Raw genomic sequence first — 20945 nt, forward strand, 5'->3', positions numbered from 1 at the left:
GCATGCAACTGTATAACACTTTAAGCGCAGAAGAAAGAGCCATCATGATTGATGATGCCGGAAAACAAAGACTTACTTTGTCTTTCTATGCTTATGCGCACATTCAAGATCCAACACAATTTCGTAACGATTTATTCCGTGCTTGGGACCCGCTAGTGGTTCTTGGTCGAATTTATGTAGCCAAAGAAGGTATTAACGCTCAGTTATCACTTCCGGCAGATAATTTCTATGCTTTTAAAGATACTATCGAAGCCTACGATTTCATGCAAGGGATGCGATTGAATATTGCCGTAGAGCATGATGACCACTCGTTCTTGAAACTGACGATTAAAGTGCGTGATAAAATTGTTGCTGATGGTTTGAATGATGAAACTTTTGATGTTACAAATATTGGTGTGCACTTAAAAGCTAAAGAGTTCAATGCTATCTTAGATGACCCCAATACGATTGTTGTTGATTTTCGAAATCATTACGAGAGTGAAATTGGCTATTTTAAAGGCGCCATTACTCCTGATGTAGATACTTTTAGAGAATCATTACCCATCATCAACGAGCAACTAAAAGACTTTAAAGAAGATAAAAACTTAGTGATGTATTGCACTGGAGGAATTCGTTGCGAGAAAGCTTCGGCATACTTTAAACACCAAGGTTTTAAAAATGTATTTCAGTTAGAGGGTGGTATTATTAACTACGCAAAGCAAATTAAGGAAGAGGAATTAGAGAGTAAATTCATTGGTAAAAACTTTGTATTTGATCACCGCTTAGGCGAAAGAATTACAGACGATATCGTTTCACAATGCCACCAATGCGGTAAACCTTGCGATGTGCACACTAACTGCATCAACGAAGGTTGCCACTTACTTTTTATTCAGTGTGAAGAATGTGCTCAAGCCATGCAGGGCTGTTGTTCACAGGACTGCATTGCTATTATTCACTTACCTGAAGAAGAGCAAAAAGCAGTACGTCGTGGTGTTAAAAATGGAAATAAGATTTTCAAGAAAGGAAAATCAGATGTGTTGACTTTCAAAAATAGAGAAGCAAATCAAGATCCTTTAGCTTCGGTTCCTAATTTGGTTGATTTGACAAAGTCAAAAGCATTGGCTAAGAAAGAGCCAAAGATTAAAAAACAATACATAGGTAGAGGAACTCATTTTTATCCAAAACCGAGCATTGGTCAATTCACAATTGAAGAAAACGAAATCAATATTGGTGACACTATCTTGATCAAAGGGATGACCACAGGCGAACAAAAACTAGTGCTAACAGAAATGTTGGTTAACGATAAAGCTGCTGATAAAGCGGTTGCAAATGACATTTGTACTTTTAAATTGCCGTTTAGAATTCGTTTGTCAGATAAATTATATAAAGTTTTAGATTAAATAATTACTACAAATAATTTTAAAAAGTGCCTATTTCAAACCTTTGAAATGGGCACTTTTTATTTAAGCAGCTCAAATCCATCAAGTTGTTAACTATTGCAACTTACGCTTAAAAAATACTATCTTTACACATTAAACGTTTTAAGAACATAAGTTGTGCGCGTCACAACACTATATATAAAATTATGGCATGTACAAGTTGTTCAACTTCTGATGGTGGTTCACCTAAGGGTTGTAAAAATAATGGGACTTGCGGCACCGATAGCTGCAATAAATTGACGGTTTTTGATTGGCTTTCTAATATGAGTTTACCTAACGGTGAGGCACCATTTGACTGTGTTGAGGTTCGTTTTAAGAATGGTAGAAAAGAGTTTTTTCGCAATACTGAAAAATTAACTTTATCAATGGGTGACATTGTTGCCACAGTAGCATCGCCAGGACACGATATTGGAATTGTAACGCTAACAGGAGAATTGGTTAAAATCCAAATGAAGAAAAAAGGAGCGAATTACAATGGTAATGAAATTCCGAAAATATACAGAAAAGCATCTCAAAAAGATATTGATATTTGGTCTGCAGCACGTGAACGTGAAGAACCAATGAAAGTAAGAGCTCGTGAATTAGCGATTCAGCACAAACTAGAAATGAAAATTTCGGATATTGAGTTTCAAGGAGATGCATCTAAAGCAACTTTCTACTATACAGCAAATGACCGTGTCGATTTTAGAATGTTGATTAAGGATTTTGCTAAAGAATTTAGCACAAGAGTAGAAATGAAACAAGTAGGTTTCCGTCAAGAAGCAGCTCGTTTAGGTGGAATTGGTTCTTGTGGTCGCGAATTGTGTTGCTCTACATGGCTTACTGATTTTAGAAGTGTCAATACTTCTGCAGCGCGTTACCAACAATTGTCACTGAATCCTCAAAAATTAGCTGGACAATGTGGTAAATTAAAATGTTGTTTAAACTATGAGTTAGACACTTACATGGATGCTTTAAAAGGTTTTCCTGATTTTGAAACTAAATTAGTTACCGAAAAAGGAGATGCTATTTGTCAAAAACAAGACATCTTTAAAGGATTAATGTGGTTTGCTTACACTAATAATTTCTCAAACTGGCACGTTCTTAAAATTGATAAGGTAAAAGAGATCATGGCTGAGAACAAGTTGAAAAACAAGGTTTCCGCGTTAGAAGATTATGCTATTGAAATAATCCAAGAGGCTGAAAAAGACTTTAATAATGCAATGGGACAAGAGAGTTTAACTCGTTTTGACCAACCTAAAAAGAGCAAGAGAAACAATAAAAAGCCTAAAAAAGTAGGAGAAAATGTAATTGTCGCTAATGCTAAAAAGCCAGCGGATAATAAAATTGTTCCCAATGCTAAAAAGCCTACTCATAAAAAAACAGGCAATCCAAATGAGAAAAAACCGGCTGCTGCTCCCGCTAATACCGCGCAAGCAAATACACCAAGAAAACCTATAATTATTAAAAAAAATGAGGCTAAAAAATAGCATCCTAGTTCTTTTAATAGCTGTAGTCTTTTGTTCTTGTGACAAAACTAGAGTTTTTGATGAGTACAAATCAGTTGGAAGTGCTTGGAATAAAGACAGTGTCGTAACTTTTAATTTACCTCAGCTTGACTCAACACAGCGTTACAATATGTTTATAAACGTGAGGGATAATGACAATTATAAATACAACAATTTATTTTTAATTGTTGGTTTAGAATTGCCTAACGGCTTTACAAAAATTGACACCTTAGAGTATCAAATGGCAGAACCAGATGGTACACTTCTTGGCAATGGATTTACAGATATAAAAGAAAGTAAATTGTTTTACAAGGAAGCTGTCCGTTTTAGAAGCACATACAAGGTAAACATAAAACAAGCCGTTAGAGAAACTGGTAAAATAACTGGAGTTCAAGAGCTTGACGGAATAACAGAGGTAGGTTTAAGAATTGAAAAAATAGAATAATAGTATATGACTACTAAGAAAAAAAATAATTCAAACAAGAATAAGAGTAGCGATTACAAGCGATATACAAAGAATTTCTGGAAGTTCTTTGCATACGGAATCAGCGGAATAATTTTACTTTTCTTACTTGCTTCATGGGGACTTTTTGGAACAATGCCATCATTTGAAGATCTTGAAAATCCTGATTCTAATTTGGCCACTGAGATTATCTCTGCAGATGGTGTTGTTATTGGAAAATACTTTCAACAAAACCGCTCTCAGTTAAAATATTCTGACTTACCTAAAAATTTTGTAGATGCTCTTGTAGCTACAGAGGATGAGCGTTTTTATGAGCATTCAGGAATCGATGGTCGTGGAACTTTAAGAGCAATTTCAAGTTTAGGTCGTGCTGGTGGAGCTTCTACCCTTACTCAACAATTAGCTAAACAATTGTTTCACCGCGAGGGATCTAAATTTCTACCTTTTAGAATTGCACAAAAAATAAAAGAGTGGATTATCGCTATTCGATTAGAAAGACAATATACTAAAAATGAAATCATTGCAATGTACTGTAATGTTTACGATTTTGGTAATTTCTCTGTTGGAGTTAGCTCTGCTGCTCAAACTTACTTTTCTAAAACGCCTAAGCAACTTACTGTAGACGAATCGGCAATCCTAGTGGGAATGTTTAAAAACTCGACTTTGTACAACCCAGTAAGAAACCCTCAAGGTGTCAAAAACCGAAGAAATGTAGTGTTGGCACAAATGGAGAAAAGCCGAATGATTTCTACTGCTGAAAAGTTAAAATACCAAGAACTACCTATCTCATTAAATTTTAAACTTGAAAGCCATAGAGAAGGTACCGCAACATATTTTAGAGAGTATTTGCGTGATTACATGAAAAAATGGGCAGAAGAAAATAAAAAAGCTGACGGCTCTGATTACGACATTTACAAGGATGGTTTAAAAATTTATACCACTATCGATTCAAGAATGCAGTTACATGCTGAAGCAGCCGTATCAGCGCATTTAGCTAATTTACAAGAAGAATTCTTTATTCAAGCAAAGAAAAACAAGAATGCTCCTTTTGTAAATATTTCTGATAAGGAAACACAGCGTATTCTAACACAAGCAATGAAATCATCAAACAGATGGTCTGTGTTAAAATCAATGGATAAAACAGACGAAGAAATAATCAAATCGTTCGATGTAAAAACTAAAATGACCGTCTTTACGTGGAAAGGTGAAAAAGATACTACGATGACTCCTATGGATTCAATTCGTTATTACAAACACTTTTTACAATCAGGATTGATGGCCATGGAGCCACAAACCGGAAGCATCAAAGCATGGGTTGGTGGTATAAATTATAAATACTTTCAGTATGACCACGTAGGGCAAGGAGCAAGACAAGTAGGATCTACATTCAAGCCGTTTGTGTACGCTACCGCAATTGAGCAATTAAATATGTCTCCCTGCGATTCAATCATTGATGCCCCTTTTACAATTCCTGTAGGACGCCATCATGTTACTTCATCGTGGACACCACGTAACTCTGACAACAGATATCGCGGAATGATTACTTTGAAAAAAGCATTAGCAAACTCTATAAATACAGTATCTGCGAAGCTTATGGATAAAGTTGGTCCTGAAGCCGTAGTCAAATTAACACATAAATTAGGAATTAAATCAGAGATTCCTTTACAACCTTCTATTGCTCTTGGAGCAGTCGATATCACTGTTGAGCAAATGGTAGCAGCTTACAGCACCTTTGCCAATCAAGGGGTTTACAACAAACCACAATTTTTATCTCGTATTGAAGATAAGAGTGGCGTAGTAATTTACGAGCCTATACCTGAGTCTCATGATGTTTTAAATAAAGATATCGCATTTGCCATTATCAAATTACTTGAAGGCGTTACCGAAGGTGGGTCTGGAAATAGATTGAGAACACAAGGAGGCGGTAATGGATACAATAGAATCACTGGGTATCCTTACATGTTCACCAATCCTATTGCGGGTAAAACAGGTACCACACAAAATCAATCTGATGGTTGGTTTATGGGTATGGTTCCTAACTTAGTTACAGGAGTTTGGGTAGGTTGCGAGGACCGTTCGGCACGTTTTAGAAGCATTACTTACGGTCAAGGTGCAACAGCCGCTTTACCTGTTTGGGCTTATTTCATGAAATTATGTTATGCTGATGAGAATCTAAAAGTATCCAAATCAGAATTTGAACGTCCAGCAAATCTTTCTATAAAAGTAGATTGTTATGCCGCACCAAAAATAGTTGATACAACTGCTGTTCAAAATACTGACGAATTCGAATTTTAAAATAATTAGAAGCTAATCCAGCTATTCGCTTAATCTTTGTGGTTGAACCCCAACCACAAAGGATACCGCTACTATCTGGGCTAAAACACCTACTATTAATTACACTATTATAACCGCAATATATGATTAATAAAAAAGTAAACAGTGTACAAGAAGCACTTGACGGCGTACAAGACGGAATGACTATTATGTTAGGTGGTTTTGGTTTGTGCGGTATTCCAGAGAATGCGATTGCTGAGCTTGTAATCAAAGAAACTAAAGAGCTAACATGTATTTCTAACAATGCAGGTGTCGATGATTTTGGACTTGGTTTGCTTTTACAAAAGCGCCAAATCAAAAAAATGATCTCCTCTTATGTTGGTGAAAATGCAGAATTTGAACGCCAAATGCTTTCAGGAGAATTAGACGTAGAATTGACTCCTCAAGGCACCCTAGCCGAAAAATGTCGTGCTGCACAAGCAGGAATTCCAGCCTTCTTTACGCCAGCAGGTTACGGAACAGAGGTAGCCGAAGGAAAGGAAGTTCGTGAATTCAATGGCAAACCACACATCATGGAATTAGCCTACGACGCTGATTTTGCTATAGTAAAAGCTTGGAAAGGTGACGAAGCAGGAAACTTAATTTTTAAAGGAACCGCTCGCAACTTTAATGCATGTATGGCCGGTGGTGCAAAAATCACTGTCGCAGAAGTAGAAGAACTTTTACCCGCAGGTTCGCTAGATCCTAACGAAATTCATATCCCGGGAATTATGGTTCAGCGAATTTTTCAAGGAGAGAAATTCGAGAAAAGAATCGAACAAAGAACGGTGCGACAAAAATAATTGACAATGAAACTACTTACTATATAGTGGTTCCATTCGATCAAAAAACTTAATGATCCTTAATACCCTACTGGTTTAAATAAAAGTATATGTTAGGAAAAGAAGAAATTGCAAAACGAATAGCTAAAGAAGTTAAAGACCGTTTCTATGTAAATCTAGGAATAGGAATTCCAACTCTTGTGGCTAATTATGTTCGTGAAGATATTAATGTGGAGTTTCAAAGCGAAAACGGCGTTTTAGGGATGGGTCCATTCCCTTTTGAAGGAGAAGAAGATGCTGACATTATTAACGCCGGAAAACAAACGATTACTACCTTAGCAGGAGCTTCCTTCTTTGATTCTGCTTTTAGTTTTGGTATGATACGCTCTCAAAAAGTAGACTTAACTATTCTGGGCGCTATGGAAGTTGCTGAAAATGGTGATATTGCCAACTGGAAAATTCCAGGAAAAATGGTAAAAGGAATGGGTGGTGCTATGGATTTAGTAGCTTCTGCTGAAAATATCATTGTTGCGATGATGCATGTTAATAAAAAAGGAGAATCAAAAATCCTGAAAAAATGTACCCTTCCCTTAACGGGTGTAGGTTGCGTCAAAAAAGTAGTTACTGAGCTAGCCGTTTTAGAAGTTACTCCTCAAGGTTTTAAACTTTTAGAACGTGCTCCAGGAGTTTCAGTAGCCCACATTATCGCTTCAACAGAGGCTGAACTAATTATTGAAGGAGAAATTCCCGAAATGGTCATTGATTAAGAACATTCTTTAATAGAACGTTTAACAAAATATATCAAGCTTGCTTTTAAATAAAAGCAAGCTTTTTTTTAATCAAAATCTATATTAAGGCTAGCCAAAATAGTTTTACTAAAAGGCTTCTCAACAAAATTGATAATCTTGGAATATTGAGCCGCTTTATCTTTATCCTCTTGATCCACAGAGGATGTCACCATTACTATCTCAATAGGGTGAGTAAACGCTTCATCATGTATAATATCAAGCAATCCCCAGCCATCCATCACCGGCATATTGACATCGAGAAATAATAAAATGGTTCTTTTATCTTCTTTTAAACTTGCAGTATAATCTAAGAATTTTTTGGCAGAATTAAATGATTTAGACTCTTCGCTTAAAGCTACACTCTGCAGAATCTTATGATGCAAGAACAAGATGATATCATCATCATCAACAACTATTACATTATAATTCATTTGAGTTTGTTTTATTGATCGTTTCTGTCTTTTTAACTACGGCTCTAATTATAGTATCGAGCTCCTTACCTGATTCGAAAAAATGACCCAGCAAATGTTCATATTCTAACGGAATCATCTTTGACTCTAACATGAAATCAACTATTGACATCATCTTAGCTAGTGGTGCCCTAATTACGTGAGAATGGGTCCATGCAATATCTTTTAAGCTTTTATTTTGCGCTTCGATTGTCGCGATATGTTGTATGTGTTTGCTAATGTCATTTGCCATAACCAACTTAGCTTTTTGATTGTCAAAAAATATCAAATTGCTTTGTATTTCGACATCTATAATTTGGCCATCCTTAGATTGATGTCTTAGATAATGCTGCTTTAAATTATCCTTGTATTGGTCAAAGGAATTAACCTCCTCATCAAATAAATAGTAATCTTCAGGGGGTCGAATGTCTTTAGTCGTCATTTTTAGAAATTCTTCCTTAGAAAATCCGTACTTCTCGATAGCAGCTTTATTTACATCTAAAAACATAAAAGTTCCTAAATCATAAACCCACATGGGCAACGGACTTAAATGAAATAAATCACTATAACGCGATTTAGCCAATTCATAAGAAAAGAAGATTTTCTTACGTTCTATTGCACAGATGATACTTTTATGAAGACAAGACACTTCTAATTCTTCTTTTACAAGATAATCAGAAATTCCAGATTTTATAGAGCTCAATGCAAAATCAATATGCTTATGTGAAACTACAGCAATAATAGGACAAAGATACACTTGTTCAACAACCTCTGCGACTACATCGTCCATGGCAATATCAGGCAATGTAGGACTTAATAAAACAACATCGAAAAATTTTTCTGAACTAGACAAAATTGATAAAGCTTCACTAAAATTTTTGGCGTGCCTAACCTCAGACTCAAAACTCGACTCATCAAGCAAACGTTTAATTTTTTCATAGTCTGCCTCGTTATCCTCGATAACTAAGATAGCATATGTTTTTACGGCTTCAATCATTTTATTCCTTTTGAAATTATTCTATAATTACTTCGAAATTTTAAGCTACTTATTTAATTATTGCCCTAATTAAGTCACTAAGTTATGCAAAACCGATTGGATATCTATATTTTATAGCTAAAAGCTACCTAATTATTTGAGTGCTTTCTCCTTTTGGGATGGCATCAATTAGCTTTTTTGTGTACTCTTTTTGTGGATTTTTGTATAAAACATCAGCATCCGCAATCTCTTCAATCTCCCCCTTGTTCATGACTAACACTTGATCACTCATGTACTTTACCACTGCTAAATCATGTGAGATAAAGACATAAGTAAAACCAAAATTTTCTTTTAACTCGTTAAGTAAATTGAGAACCTGAGCTTGAACTGAAATATCTAAAGCAGAAACTGATTCATCGCAAACAATCAATTTAGGTTGCAAAGCGATTGTTCTAGCGATACCGATACGCTGACGCTGTCCTCCCGAAAACTCATGTGGATAGCGATTAAAAACTTCTGCAGTCAAACCTACCCTTTCTAGAATTTCGATTGTCTTGGTTTTTCTTTCTTTATCATTCTTGTACAAACCATGTACTTTCATGGGTTCCATGATAGCAGTGCCTATAGGAATTCTAGGATTCAACGATGAGTAAGGGTCTTGAAAAATTATCTGAATCTCTTTTCTTAGCTTTTTAATAGCACTTTTGTCAAGTTTAGTAATATCTGTACCGCGGTATAAAATTTGGCCCGCAGTCGCTTTATCCAGTTGCAGTATCGCATTACCTAGAGTCGACTTACCACAGCCACTCTCCCCTACTAAACCCAACGTCTCTCCTTCATACAATTTAAAACTGACGTTATTAACTGCTTTAAATCCTGTTTTTTTTCCAAAGAAACCTGCTGTTGTAAAATACTCCTTCTCCACGTTTACTACTTCTAGCAAAGGTGCTTGTGCATACAATTGCGCGTGAAATTGCGCTCGGTCATCGCTACTAACTGTAGTGGTATCGATGGTATTACTTAAAAAATCTTGAATGGTAGGCAACCTCTTTAAACGCACGTCTAACGAAGGTCTAGATGCAATCAAAGCTTTTGTATAATTATGTTCTGGATTTTTGAAAATTTGATCTACTTCTCCTTGTTCTACAATAGCCCCTTTATACATCACTAAAACGCGATGAGCAATATCTGAAACTAACGATAAATCGTGAGAAATAAAGATGATACTCATGCCTGTTTCTAGCTGGATATCTTTAAGCAACTGTATAATTTCTTTTTGAACAGTCACATCTAACGCAGTTGTTGGCTCATCTGCAATTAATAACTTCGGTTTACAAGCAATCGCCATAGCAATCATGACTCTTTGCTTTTGACCACCAGAAATCTCATGTGGATATTTATCAAAAATTACTTCTGGATTAGGCAGTTTTACTTTTTCGAAAAGAGATAATGTTTCCTTTTTACTCGCTAACTTAGACGAAGTAGTGTGTTGCAACAGAATTTCCTGCACTTGAAAACCACATTTTAATGAAGGGTTCAACGAACTCATGGGCTCTTGAAATATCATGGCGATATCATTTCCCCTTAAATTTTGTAATTCTTTTTCGTTTAGCTCTGCAATATCTTTGCCATCAAAAACAATCTTTCCATTTGTTATTTTCGAAATAGTATTGGGTAAAAGTCCCATAATTGCAAGAGAAGAAACCGATTTACCTGAACCTGATTCACCTACAATTCCAAGAATTTCATTCTCAAATAATTGATAGCTAATGGTATTTATAACGGCAGACAAAGTCCCTTCCTTTTTAAAGGAAATTTCTAAATCTTGAACGGATAATAATGGCTTGTTCATGGGGTAAAAGTAACTATTTAAGTGCCAATTTGCATAAAAAAAAGGCGTTTAAACGTGAATAATTTCGTCTTCTATTAATAAACTTTCTTGTCGCAATCTTAAAAAGATTTGAGCTACAGCAATCGTATCTTTTTCACAGTAGGTGATAATCCTGTCAATATCTTTATCGACATAGTAGACTTGACCTACCTGACTACCATCGATATCTCCCTTAGGGGAAGGAATTCCGAGTACTTTACACATTAATTTTAAAGAAGTATAATGCTTGTAATCCCCAAATTTCCATAATTCTAACGTATCTAAATGCGGAATCTCCCATGGTTTTTTACCAAATAGATTTAGCTTATTCGGAATTGTAATATTATTGATAATCATGCGTCTTGCCAAAAATGGAATATCAAATTCTTTTATATTATGACCACAAAGTAAGTGTTGCGCTTGATTAAAATGATTGTTTAGTAAGTTATTAAAGTCTTTTAAAATAGTAGCTTCTTCACCAAAAAAAGAGGTCACTCTAAAATTCCTTATGTCTGATTTGTTTGCAAAATATCCCACTGAGATGCAAACAATTTTACCAAACTCAGCCCAGATTCCCGCACGATCATAAAATTCCTCAGCAGAATAATCATCTTTACGTTGGTACTGCGTTTTTTGCTGCCAGAGCTCCTGCAATTCTGAATCTAATGAATTAAAATCTTCGGTCTCTGGAACCGTTTCTATATCTAAAAATAGAATATTATTGAGATTTATCTTTTCTATCATGGTTAAAGATTTTATTGAAATAATAACTTGCTATTTATTTTAAAATAAACTTTGCTGATGCGAGGGAGATTCATGCTCCAGAAGCCATTTTTTACGCCAGAGTCCGCCTGCATAGCCAGTTAATGAACCGTCAGAACCAATAACGCGGTGACAAGGAATTATAATCCATAAAGGATTTTTCCCGTTAGCGGCAGCCACAGCCCGAATTGCTTTTACATTCCCTAATAATTTTGATTGATCAAGATACGTACTCGTTTTTCCGTAAGGAATCGTTTGAAGAGACTTCCAGACTTCCTTTTGGAAATCAGTGCCTTTAGGATTTAAGACCAAATCAAATTCTTTCCTTTCTCCTGAAAAATAAGCATTTATTTGAGTAACGGCTTCTTGAAAATAGAACGGTATGATAATAGATGGCAAACCTTCCTCTACAACCGAAAGTGCTGCAATACCATTTTCGTCTCCGTCTAACTTGGCAATACCTAATGGCGTTTGAATATTAACTGATTCCATAGCTTAAAGATATTGTTTTTTAAATACATCACTAAATTGTAGTAATAAAAAAACCATCCCTAACGAGATGGCTCTTGTTTTTTAGCCTTGATAGTAGCGGCATCCTCTTGTGGTGGTGTTCACCACAAGAGATATAGCGAATAGCGAGAATAGCTCCTTAAATTACTTAGCATTGCTATAGATGTAAGCTTCTAGCGCCTTAAGTTCCTCCACTGACATTGCTTTTGTGAGTCCGAAATTAGTTTTCATCACTTCATACTGACTTGGATCAACAATAGGCTTAGCATCGTCCTTTAAAAAAGCTACGATATCGCCACCTTTAGCTTTGTAAATCGAAGCAATTTCTTGAATGCTAGGACCTACAACTTTTTGATCAACTTGGTGACACGCTACACAATTTCCCTTTCCTTCAAAGATTTGTTTTCCAAGCTCTTCAGGCGTTTGGTCTTTTGCTGGCATCCCCTCTGATATTTCACTATCTACAGCAGCGCCAAATGATTCTGTTTCTTGCTTCTTACAGGCAAAAGCCAATAATACAAATGCACATATAATTATTTTTTTCATGATATAAATATTGGTTAATCAAAGATAAATCATTCTTAACAATCTAATAATGACCTTTATCAGGTTCTATCTACGAAGCTTATTTATTTAAAAGAATGGCTGCCTCCTTAGCAAAATAAGTTGAAATCAAGCTAGCTCCTGCTCTCTTAATGCACATTAATTGCTCCATCATAATTTTGTCATGATCTAACCAACCTTTTTCGGCTGCAGCTTTGATCATCGCATATTCACCAGAAACGTGATAAACCGTAACCGGCACATTCACTGCATTTTTTACTTCGCGAACAATATCTAAATAAGCAATTCCAGGTTTCACCATTACCATATCAGCACCTTCTTCAACATCCCAAAGTGCTTCTTTGATTGCTTCAATGCGGTTTGCATAGTCCATTTGGTAGGTTTTCTTATCCTTTGGAACTACAACATCTGCCTCTCTAGGTGCGCTGTCTAAAGCATCGCGGAAAGGTCCGTAAAAAGCCGAAGCATATTTAGCCGAGTAACTCATGATTCCCACATTGTGAAAGCCAGCAGCATCTAGCCCTTGACGCAAACGCAATACGCGTCCGTCCATCATATCGCTTGGAGCAACAAAATCTGCTCCAGCTTGCGCGTGAGAAACGGCCATCTTAACTAAAGCTTCGTTAGTCGCTTCGTTATCTACATCACCATTTGCAATGATTCCGTCATGTCCATAAATAGAATAAGGGTCTAAAGCTACATCAGGCATCACTACCATCTCTGGACATGCCGTTTTAATAGCGCGAATAGCGTCTTGCATTAATCCGTTCTCGTTCCACGCTTCTTTTCCTGTGTTGTCTTTTAAATCTTCGCTAACCTTTACGTAAATGTTTACAGCGCGAATACCTAAATCATATAATTCTATAACTTCTTTGACCGTTAAATCTATAGAACGACGGAAGATTCCTGGCATGGAAGCAATTTCTACTTGTACGTTTTCTCCCTCTGCAATAAACATGGGAAACATAAAATCTGACGGACTTAAAGTCGTCTCACGAACTAATGATCGAATGGATTCATTTGTTCTTAATCTTCTACCTCTTTGTAATGGGAACATATTATATTTGTTTAAAGCTCCATAGGAGCGTAATATTTATAGCAATTTGCATTTCACCGTTGATTATGAACCCCGTAGGGAGTGACATTTTATATTTTATTAAACATCATCAAATAGATATTGATTATTGTAATCTATATCGAATGCTTTTAAAAAATCAACATATTCTTCTTTGAATGTTTTCTTTTTATGATGTTCTTCTTGATTTTGAATATAATTGATAACGTTTGTTAACTGAGAATAGCTGTATGAAAAAGCACCGAATCCAGTTTGCCATTCAAATTTACCATTAATCCATTTTTTCTCATTTATAAAACGAGATGAATTGGCTTTAATATCTCTTACCAAGTCAGACAAAGCTTTATTAGCTTTTGATCCAACTAGAATATGAATGTGATCAGGCATCCCATTAATCGCAATTAATTTTTGACCTTCATTAATAACGATTCCTGTAATATATTTATACAATTCATTCTTCCAAATTTTTGAAATTAGATTTTGTCTACCCTTCACAGCAAAAACAATATGAATATATAATTGTGTATAGGTATTTGCCATTTGAAATTAATATTATATTAAATATACCATCCCCACGGGATTCAATAAAAATAAAAACAAACTTGATCTATAAATATAACACTCCTACGGATGCTATAAATATAACGCTCCTACGGAGCTCAATCAAAAAAAAATTCCATTGCTATAAATATGTCGCTTCTACGAAGCTAACCAATCAACTGGATTTTCTAATACATTTACTAGCTTTTCTTCTTCACTTCCCGCTTCAGCATGATGATCGTATACCCACTGCACATGCGGCGGCAAACTCATTAAAATAGATTCGATTCTTCCATTGGTTTTTAAGCCAAATAAAGTTCCCTTGTCGTGAACTAAATTGAACTCAACATAGCGTCCTCGACGGATTTCCTGCCATGTTCTTTGTTCAGCGGTATAGGGTAAATTTTTTCTTTTTTCAACAATTGGAACATAAGCCTGCAAGAAACTATTCCCCACCTCAGATACAAAATTGAACCAGTTTTCCATGCTCATTTCTTCAGTAGCTTTACAATAATCGAAGAACAAACCTCCTATTCCACGTGCTTCATGACGATGCGCATTCCAGAAATAAGTATCACATTGCTTTTTATATTTTGGATAAAACTCTGGGTTATGTTTATCGCAAGCCGTTTTACAAGTTTGGTGAAAATGAATCGCATCTTCTTCAAACAAATAATACGGTGTTAAATCTTGTCCGCCGCCAAACCATTGTTGGATTACGTTTCCATTCTCATCGTACATTTCGAAATAACGCCAATTAGCATGAACCGTAGGAACCATAGGGCTTTTGGGATGTAACACCAAACTTAGTCCGCACGCAAAAAAATCTGCTTCGCCTACGCCAAACATTTTTTGCATAGCATCTGGCAACTTTCCATGAACGGCTGAAATATTGACACCGCCTTTTTCAAAAACTTTACCATTCTCAATTACTCTTGTACGCCCGCCGCCGCCTTCTGGGCGTTCCCATAAGTCTTCTTTAAATTTGGCTTGTCCATCAACGGCTTCTAAACCTGCAACGATCGTATCTTGAAGGTTTTGTATGTAGGTAAAAAACTGATCTTTCATTCTTTATGTTTATTTAAAACTTCACTAATTCAACTCTACGGTTTTTAGCTTTGTTTTCTTCTGTATTGTTGGGCACCGAAGGCTTTTCAGCACCAAATCCTCTTGCTTTTAATCGTTTAATATCAGTTCCTTTTCCTGCTAATGCATACATCACTGTATTTGCTCTATCGGTTGACAACTTCTTATTACGCTCCACACTTCCGCTATTGTCTGTGTGTCCTTCGATTGATAGTTTCAAACTTGCATTGTTTGATAATAATACAAATATCTCATCAACAATCTTTTGCCCATCTTTCTGTAAAGTGGCTTTATCTGTCTCGAAATTAATATTTAAAACCGCTTTCCCTTTGGTATCAATTTCTTTCTACATCTCTGAAGCAGTTGGTGCTTTAATGGTTTGCTTAAAACCTTCTAATTCAACGACACCTATTTCAGAATGAGCAGAATTAGAACCCAACTGTATAAATATTTTTCCGTTCTTGTGATTCAAAGCATAATTCCGAACTGAATTATCATAAGGACTCCCTGCACTTTGAATATATTTGTATGCTGCTTTTTCTTCTGTTTGTTGCAGCGCATCTAACTTATCTAAAGGAATCTTACCGTCGAACAGTAATACTGCTCCTATTTTTTTTAGATAATTATCAACGCTTTTATCAAATTTTAATTGATTAAATTCAGCATTAACATCTTTCATAATCAAATACAAACTAGCTTTTTTACCTTCAGCGTTAAAAAAAGAATTGCCGGTATAGATACACAATTTATTAAAATCGAAAAAATTTGTCATTCCGTTTTTGGCAACCTCAGTGCTTCCTTCTTCTTTAACAATAAAACCATCTGGCGCAGATACATAAGGAAAAACGCCTATATCTACTGTTGATTCTGGTATATTTGACCAATCAAATGTTTCTAAAAACAGTACTTCTTTTGATATTGGTTTTGAATCAGTAGCTGTTTTATCAGTTGTGCCATTTTCAGCTTCCTGAACAATAGCGTTTTCCTTTTTACAAGAGTACAGTACTAAAGCTATGCATGCAATAATTAGAATCTTTTTCATCTTAGTTTTATTGATAGTTATACCTAACTAAATTATGACCTGAAATGTAAAAAAAGTTACTGCAGCATTAAATCTAAGTTATCACCGCATTATTTTTTAAGGTCACTGATCTTGGTTCCAATCCCAAACGAAAAAGTTTTACTCTCGACTTGAACATGTTCGTATATAGACAATGCCTTTGCTTTATAATCAAACTGACTCTCTTTAGAATAACCCACTAAAAAATCAGCAAATTGCTCCTTTTGCTCCCAATCCATTTCGTATTTATCTAACAATTTAATCAAATCTTTCTCTTCAATTTGATCAAGAATAGCGGTTGTTAAACCAAAATCTGTCAATTGATTATCAATTAAACTTGTGTCTTCAATGTTCCAAAATTTGGGTACAAAAACCAAAGAAAGTAAAGTGGCCAACATATTGTCGATCTTTACTTTCTTCTCGTCTCTTATTCCTTTGCTTAGCATGTATTTTTGAGTTTTCAAACGCAGTCATAGTTTTGAGTTACCAAGAACTGAAAACTGTGACTGTAAACTTCTTTACTTATGTCCGTATTCTTTCACAGCATCAATAAATGCCTTGGCGTGATCTACAGGAATATTTGGTAGAATACCATGACCTAAATTCACAATGTATTTGTCTTTACCAAATTCGTCAATCATTTCGTGAACCATTTTCTTGATCACCGGAATTGGCGATAACAATCTTGATGGATCAAAATTTCCTTGTAAAGTAATGTTTCCACCAGAAAGGTATCTCGCATTTCTAGGAGAGCAAGTCCAGTCTACTCCTAATGCAGAAGCACGGCTTTTTCCCATTTCGCCAAGAGCAAACCAACATCCTTTTCCGAAAACAATAACTGGCGCGTCATCTGCAAGTGCTTCAACGATTTGGTTAATGTATTTCCAAGAAAATTCTTGATAGTCTACTGGAGATAACATTCCGCCCCAAGAGTCAAAAATTTGAACAGCATTTACGCCCGCTTTCACTTTTTCTTTTAGGTATAAAATAGTGGTGTCTGTGATTTTTTGTAATAAAACATGTGCTGCTTCTGGATATTGGAAACAGAATCCTTTTGCCTTATCAAAGCTTTTAGACCCTTGTCCTTCTACCGCGTAACACATAATTGTCCAAGGTGAACCTGCGAAACCAATTAACGGCACCTCATCGTTCAACATTTCCTTAGTTAACTTAATTGCATCAAAAACATACTCTAACGTTTCGTGAACATCAGGAACAATTACGTTCTCTACATCTTGAATCGTACGAATAGGATGTGGTAGATACGGACCAAAATTAGGTTTCATCTCTACATCAATTCCCATCGCTTGCGGAATCACTAAAATATCTGAGAACAAAATCGCAGCATCAGGAGCGATTCGACGAATAGGTTGTACAGTAATTTCGGCAGCCAACTCTGGAGTTTGACAACGGGTAAAGAAATCATATTTATCACGTAAAGCAATAAATTCTGGTAAATATCTACCTGCTTGACGCATCATCCACACTGGCGGACGTTGCACTGTTTCTCCTTTTAATGCTCTTAAGAATAAGTCGTTTTTTATCATTTTCTTGCTATTGGCTAGTCGCTTTCGGCTTTTAGCTGATGGTTTATCTTATATTGTTTGTTCTAGTTACCTTCTTCAGGCATTGGTGCGTAATGCTGAATTACTTCGAAAATTACTTCTTCGATCGTAGGCACTTCAGGAATTACTATATTTTTTATTTTCTTCTCCTCTAATGATGCAGCTGTAGTGCTACCGATGCAGAAGCAAGTTTCTTTTTTGATTTTATTATTCGATAAATAACTTTCAACAGCTGATGGACTGAAGAACATTATTCCGTCAAAATTTTCTTGATCTGATATTTTAAAAGGAGCTAGTGTAGTTTGATACACTTCGATTTCGTTAAAAATAATTCCAGCGTCTTTTAATGCTTGTGGCAAAGTTTCTTTACGCAAGTTACCGCTGAAAAAAGTATAGCTCTCTTGATTGTAAATTAACGTAATTATTTCAGCTAGCTCTGATGCGTAGTCTAAATAAACATCTACCGTAAAACCATTTGCCTCTAATAATTCTTTAGTTTTGATTCCGACACAAAAAACAGGTTTGACTTTCAAATCTTCCCAACCGTTTTGCTCCATCAAACTTAAAACCGCATTCTGACTGCTAAAAATCAGATTGGTATTGATTTTATCTAAGTCAAAAAGATTGTTTTTGATCTCGATGAAGTCTTGTTCTAACAAGTCAAAATCAGCATCAATGAATACTTGTCTTTGCTCTGCCGACAATGTTTTAGTGGATAAAATACTTATTTGGCTCATTATTTCTTCAAATTATTTTTGATTTCCGTCATCAACTTTGTTCCTCCATTATTCAGCACTTCTTGAGCTGAATAAAATCCTAATTTCTTCCATTCTTCGATAGGAACAATTTTATCGACTTCAATTTTTTCTTTTCCGTCAAGCGAAAACAAAACCCCTTGAAAATGAATCGTATCTTCATCTTCATTATATGTTGCCAAGGCTCCAATTGGCGCTGTACAGCCACCTTCAAGAGTTTTAAGAAATTGACGTTCTATATAGGTAACGATTTCAGTTTCAATATCATTTAAATGCGATAAAGCATCTAAGGTATAGGCATCATCTTGCATTGCTACAACTAGCATTGCACCTTGAGCTGGAGCAGGAATCATCCAATCTAAATTGATGTAATTTTCAGGTTTCAAATTGATACGCTCTAAGCCTGCAGCGGCAAATACAGCACCACTCCACTCGCTATCTGTTAATTTTTTCATGCGTGAATTTACGTTTCCTCGTAAATCGACCACATTATGTGTAGGGTATTTATTAAGCCATTGAGCTTGACGACGCAAACTTCCAGTGGCGATTGTACCTGTAGCATTAAGAAAATCTAAATTTCCTTTATGCACAAGTATGTCTAAAGTAGTTGCGCGCTCTAGAACTGCAGCTTGTACAATTCCTTTAGGCAAAGCAGTAGGAACATCTTTCATGGAATGCACAGCAATATCTACTGCACCATTGATCATCGCGACATCGAGTGTTTTAGTAAAAATCCCCGTAATGCCTAATTCATAAAGTGGCTTATCAAGAATAATATCACCAGTAGATTTTACTGCTACAATTTCAGTTTTAAATCCTAAATTGTTTAATTTTTTTTCTACTGTGTGTGCTTGCCAAAGTGCGAGTTCGCTATCGCGAGTTCCTATTCTTATCGTCTTTTCTGCCATTTTTATGTTTTGCAAATGATTTGAACCATCTGACTTTTTAACAATTTATTGTTTCTGTTTAGTGAATCACTAAGAGATTGACTGCCATTAGGCTATACAATCTTATTTTGCCGCCAGCCCAATTTTAAACACTTTTTCGATCCATTCAATACTTTCATCCACCATAGTATCATCATCTTTTAAATGATTAGCAAACTGTGTCGTGATTTTTTGAATAATTCTGGCGCTAATAATTTCCGCTTGTTCTTCATTAAAATCAGCTATCTTTTTACTTTGAAAATTTAATTCTGATTTTTTAATTGCGTTCAGCTTTTCTTTTAAAGCGTGAATTGTAGGGGCAAATTTGCGTCCCTTTGTCCACACATTAAATTCTTCCTTTATCTCTTCGATAATAGCCTCAGCTGCAGGAATGTGATTTTTTCGGTTTTCTAATGTTTCGTCTGTCAATTGAGACAAATAGTCCATATGAACCAAGGTTACTCCTTCTAGCTCTTCAACATCAGCATGTACATTTTTCGGAATCGAAAGATCTAAAATTAATAAAGGTTTTTTCAAGTTTAAAATCGCTTTATCAACTGTAGGGTTTTGAGCGCCGGTAGCCACAACAACTACATCTGCTTTTTGTAATTCTAAATGCAGCTCAGAGTAATCTTTTACAATTAGATTTAGCTTCCCAGCTAGTCGTTCTGCCTTGTCTTTAGTTCTATTAATAAGTGTGATATGCTCGTTCTTAGTATGTTTTACCAAGTTCTCACAAGTATTTCTTCCTATTTTACCGGTACCAAATAATAAGATATTTTTATTACCAATGTCTTCAACGTTTTTAATAATATATTGTACTGCAGCAAAAGAAACCGAAGTCGCTCCTGAACTAATCTCTGTATCGTTTTTGATTTTTTTGCTCGCTTGGATCACGGCATTCACTAAACGCTCCATGTAATTATTAGCTAATCCCATAGATTTTGATTGCGTAAAGCTAGAGCGTATTTGAGAGATGATTTCAAAATCACCTAATATTTGACTATCTAAACCAGTTCCTACTCTGAAGATGTGATTTATAGCTTCTTGATTCTTATAGACGAAACCAACTTTTTGGAACTCTTCAACGCTTCCATTACTGTTCTCGCAAATCAATTTAATCAATTGAAAAGGGTGCTCTGCAAATCCGTAAATCTCCGTTCTATTACACGTAGATGTAACGATTAAACTCTCAATTCCTTCTGTTTTTGCTTGTTCTAGCAAACGAGTCTTTGCTAAAGTATCTAAGCTGAATTTACCTCTCATCTCGGCATCCGCTTTTTTATAGCTTAGTCCAACAGAATAGAAATAGTGATGCTTTGATTGGTTATTATTTTCCATATAAATACTTTTCAAGAAAGTGAAGCAAAATTATCACTATAGTATTTATAAAAGTAACGCTGTAAGTACTTTTTATATCGCTACGTGTTTTTTTACTTCTAAACGGCTTAAAATTACTAAAAAACCCTATTTTTGTACTGAAATCAAGTTGTATCAGTCCATTTATTTAGAGTGGTTCTAAATTAAACGGAATGGTAATTATTCGATTGTTCTTT

22 protein-coding genes are annotated in these 20945 nt (G+C 35.5%); 6 read left to right on the plus strand and 16 right to left on the minus strand.

Annotated elements, in window-relative coordinates; genetic code table 11:
• The first annotated feature begins 2 nt into the window (after positions 1-2).
• The 6 genes from trhO to H603_RS0106935 all read left to right on the plus strand — a co-directional run bounded on the left by trhO (position 3) and on the right by H603_RS0106935 (position 7230).
• A complete protein-coding gene (gene trhO, locus H603_RS0106910; RefSeq protein ID WP_026707890.1) occupies positions 3-1379 on the plus strand; it encodes an oxygen-dependent tRNA uridine(34) hydroxylase TrhO in 1377 nt (458 codons plus the stop codon).
• A gap of 185 nt (positions 1380-1564) precedes the next feature.
• Positions 1565-2887 (plus strand): PSP1 domain-containing protein, encoded by a 1323-nt coding sequence (locus tag H603_RS0106915; protein WP_026707891.1) that lies wholly within the window; start codon positions 1565-1567, stop codon positions 2885-2887.
• Entirely contained in the window at positions 2871-3350 is a 480-nt protein-coding gene (locus tag H603_RS0106920) for a gliding motility lipoprotein GldH (RefSeq protein ID WP_026707892.1), read from the plus strand. The genes H603_RS0106915 and H603_RS0106920 overlap by 17 nt, the downstream gene beginning before the upstream one ends.
• 6 nt (positions 3351-3356) lie before the next feature.
• Positions 3357-5663, plus strand: a complete 2307-nt coding sequence (locus H603_RS0106925) for a penicillin-binding protein 1A (protein ID WP_026707893.1) — start codon at positions 3357-3359, stop codon at positions 5661-5663.
• A gap of 122 nt (positions 5664-5785) precedes the next feature.
• Positions 5786-6484, plus strand: a complete 699-nt coding sequence (locus H603_RS0106930; protein WP_026707894.1) for a CoA transferase subunit A — start codon at positions 5786-5788, stop codon at positions 6482-6484.
• A gap of 89 nt (positions 6485-6573) precedes the next feature.
• The gene (locus H603_RS0106935; RefSeq protein ID WP_026707895.1) at positions 6574-7230 is read left to right on the plus strand and encodes a 3-oxoacid CoA-transferase subunit B; all 657 of its coding nucleotides are present in this window, start codon (positions 6574-6576) and stop codon (positions 7228-7230) included.
• Between the two features lie 68 nt (positions 7231-7298).
• Here the strand turns inward: H603_RS0106935 and H603_RS0106940 are convergent, their stop codons facing one another.
• From H603_RS0106940 to hemA, 16 genes are all read right to left on the minus strand, one after another.
• A complete protein-coding gene (locus tag H603_RS0106940) occupies positions 7299-7682 on the minus strand; it encodes a response regulator (RefSeq protein WP_026707896.1) in 384 nt (127 codons plus the stop codon).
• On the minus strand, positions 7672-8697 hold the full coding sequence (locus H603_RS0106945; RefSeq protein WP_026707897.1) for a PAS domain S-box protein: 1026 nt from the start codon (positions 8695-8697) through the stop codon (positions 7672-7674). The genes H603_RS0106940 and H603_RS0106945 overlap by 11 nt, the downstream gene beginning before the upstream one ends.
• A 124-nt stretch (positions 8698-8821) precedes the next feature.
• Positions 8822-10528, minus strand: a complete 1707-nt coding sequence (locus H603_RS0106950; RefSeq protein WP_026707898.1) for an ABC transporter ATP-binding protein — start codon at positions 10526-10528, stop codon at positions 8822-8824.
• A 48-nt stretch (positions 10529-10576) separates the two neighbouring features.
• Positions 10577-11290 carry a 3'-5' exonuclease gene (locus H603_RS0106955; RefSeq protein WP_026707899.1) on the minus strand — a complete coding sequence of 238 codons (714 nt, stop codon included), beginning with the start codon at positions 11288-11290 and terminating at the stop codon, positions 10577-10579.
• A 39-nt stretch (positions 11291-11329) separates the two neighbouring features.
• A complete protein-coding gene (locus H603_RS0106960; RefSeq protein ID WP_026707900.1) occupies positions 11330-11800 on the minus strand; it encodes a methylated-DNA--[protein]-cysteine S-methyltransferase in 471 nt (156 codons plus the stop codon).
• Between the two features lie 162 nt (positions 11801-11962).
• Complete coding sequence (locus H603_RS0106965; RefSeq protein ID WP_026707901.1) at positions 11963-12364, minus strand: c-type cytochrome; 402 nt, start codon at positions 12362-12364, stop codon at positions 11963-11965.
• A gap of 79 nt (positions 12365-12443) precedes the next feature.
• Entirely contained in the window at positions 12444-13439 is a 996-nt protein-coding gene (gene hemB, locus H603_RS0106970) for a porphobilinogen synthase (protein ID WP_026707902.1), read from the minus strand.
• A 99-nt stretch (positions 13440-13538) separates the two neighbouring features.
• Positions 13539-13997: an IS200/IS605 family transposase gene (gene tnpA / locus H603_RS0106975; protein WP_026707903.1), complete on the minus strand. Its 459-nt coding sequence runs from the start codon at positions 13995-13997 to the stop codon at positions 13539-13541.
• A gap of 159 nt (positions 13998-14156) precedes the next feature.
• Positions 14157-15065 carry an oxygen-dependent coproporphyrinogen oxidase gene (hemF, locus tag H603_RS0106980; RefSeq protein ID WP_026707904.1) on the minus strand — a complete coding sequence of 303 codons (909 nt, stop codon included), beginning with the start codon at positions 15063-15065 and terminating at the stop codon, positions 14157-14159.
• A 13-nt stretch (positions 15066-15078) separates the two neighbouring features.
• The gene (locus H603_RS0106985) at positions 15079-15423 is read right to left on the minus strand and encodes an OmpA family protein (protein ID WP_084157726.1); all 345 of its coding nucleotides are present in this window, start codon (positions 15421-15423) and stop codon (positions 15079-15081) included.
• A 6-nt stretch (positions 15424-15429) separates the two neighbouring features.
• On the minus strand, positions 15430-16125 hold the full coding sequence (locus H603_RS0106990; protein ID WP_026707906.1) for a hypothetical protein: 696 nt from the start codon (positions 16123-16125) through the stop codon (positions 15430-15432).
• Positions 16126-16214: 89 nt separating this feature from the next.
• Positions 16215-16607 carry a hypothetical protein gene (locus H603_RS0106995; protein ID WP_245576097.1) on the minus strand — a complete coding sequence of 131 codons (393 nt, stop codon included), beginning with the start codon at positions 16605-16607 and terminating at the stop codon, positions 16215-16217.
• A gap of 54 nt (positions 16608-16661) precedes the next feature.
• Positions 16662-17690 carry a uroporphyrinogen decarboxylase gene (gene hemE / locus H603_RS0107000; protein ID WP_026707908.1) on the minus strand — a complete coding sequence of 343 codons (1029 nt, stop codon included), beginning with the start codon at positions 17688-17690 and terminating at the stop codon, positions 16662-16664.
• Positions 17691-17752: 62 nt separating this feature from the next.
• Complete coding sequence (locus H603_RS0107005; RefSeq protein ID WP_026707909.1) at positions 17753-18445, minus strand: uroporphyrinogen-III synthase; 693 nt, start codon at positions 18443-18445, stop codon at positions 17753-17755.
• Complete coding sequence (gene hemC / locus H603_RS0107010; RefSeq protein WP_026707910.1) at positions 18445-19371, minus strand: hydroxymethylbilane synthase; 927 nt, start codon at positions 19369-19371, stop codon at positions 18445-18447. Before hemC ends, H603_RS0107005 begins: the two co-directional genes overlap by 1 nt.
• Before the next feature lie 102 nt (positions 19372-19473).
• Complete coding sequence (gene hemA / locus H603_RS0107015; RefSeq protein ID WP_026707911.1) at positions 19474-20730, minus strand: glutamyl-tRNA reductase; 1257 nt, start codon at positions 20728-20730, stop codon at positions 19474-19476.
• Positions 20731-20945 lie beyond the last annotated feature (215 nt).

Origin of the sequence: Flavobacterium frigidarium DSM 17623, assembly GCF_000425505.1 — a bacterium.
Classification (GTDB): domain Bacteria; phylum Bacteroidota; class Bacteroidia; order Flavobacteriales; family Flavobacteriaceae; genus Flavobacterium; species Flavobacterium frigidarium.

Excerpts from the sequence above, each read along its gene's own strand:
- H603_RS0107005 (WP_026707909.1), bottom strand. The coding sequence starts at position 18,445 with ATGAGCCAAATAAGTATTTTATCCACTAAAACATTGTCGGCAGAGCAA.
- hemF (WP_026707904.1), bottom strand. The coding sequence starts at position 15,065 with ATGAAAGATCAGTTTTTTACCTACATACAAAACCTTCAAGATACGATC.
- H603_RS0106990 (WP_026707906.1), bottom strand. The coding sequence starts at position 16,125 with ATGAAAAAGATTCTAATTATTGCATGCATAGCTTTAGTACTGTACTCT.
- H603_RS0106950 (WP_026707898.1), bottom strand. The coding sequence starts at position 10,528 with ATGAACAAGCCATTATTATCCGTTCAAGATTTAGAAATTTCCTTTAAA.
- H603_RS0106965 (WP_026707901.1), bottom strand. The coding sequence starts at position 12,364 with ATGAAAAAAATAATTATATGTGCATTTGTATTATTGGCTTTTGCCTGT.
- hemA (WP_026707911.1), bottom strand. The coding sequence starts at position 20,730 with ATGGAAAATAATAACCAATCAAAGCATCACTATTTCTATTCTGTTGGA.
- tnpA (WP_026707903.1), bottom strand. The coding sequence starts at position 13,997 with ATGGCAAATACCTATACACAATTATATATTCATATTGTTTTTGCTGTG.
- hemE (WP_026707908.1), bottom strand. The coding sequence starts at position 17,690 with ATGATAAAAAACGACTTATTCTTAAGAGCATTAAAAGGAGAAACAGTG.
- hemC (WP_026707910.1), bottom strand. The coding sequence starts at position 19,371 with ATGGCAGAAAAGACGATAAGAATAGGAACTCGCGATAGCGAACTCGCA.
- H603_RS0106940 (WP_026707896.1), bottom strand. The coding sequence starts at position 7,682 with ATGAATTATAATGTAATAGTTGTTGATGATGATGATATCATCTTGTTC.
- H603_RS0106915 (WP_026707891.1), top strand. The coding sequence starts at position 1,565 with ATGGCATGTACAAGTTGTTCAACTTCTGATGGTGGTTCACCTAAGGGT.
- hemB (WP_026707902.1), bottom strand. The coding sequence starts at position 13,439 with ATGTTCCCATTACAAAGAGGTAGAAGATTAAGAACAAATGAATCCATT.
- H603_RS0106945 (WP_026707897.1), bottom strand. The coding sequence starts at position 8,697 with ATGATTGAAGCCGTAAAAACATATGCTATCTTAGTTATCGAGGATAAC.
- H603_RS0106955 (WP_026707899.1), bottom strand. The coding sequence starts at position 11,290 with ATGATAGAAAAGATAAATCTCAATAATATTCTATTTTTAGATATAGAA.
- H603_RS0106925 (WP_026707893.1), top strand. The coding sequence starts at position 3,357 with ATGACTACTAAGAAAAAAAATAATTCAAACAAGAATAAGAGTAGCGAT.
- H603_RS0106935 (WP_026707895.1), top strand. The coding sequence starts at position 6,574 with ATGTTAGGAAAAGAAGAAATTGCAAAACGAATAGCTAAAGAAGTTAAA.
- H603_RS0106930 (WP_026707894.1), top strand. The coding sequence starts at position 5,786 with ATGATTAATAAAAAAGTAAACAGTGTACAAGAAGCACTTGACGGCGTA.
- H603_RS0106920 (WP_026707892.1), top strand. The coding sequence starts at position 2,871 with ATGAGGCTAAAAAATAGCATCCTAGTTCTTTTAATAGCTGTAGTCTTT.
- H603_RS0106960 (WP_026707900.1), bottom strand. The coding sequence starts at position 11,800 with ATGGAATCAGTTAATATTCAAACGCCATTAGGTATTGCCAAGTTAGAC.
- trhO (WP_026707890.1), top strand. The coding sequence starts at position 3 with ATGCAACTGTATAACACTTTAAGCGCAGAAGAAAGAGCCATCATGATT.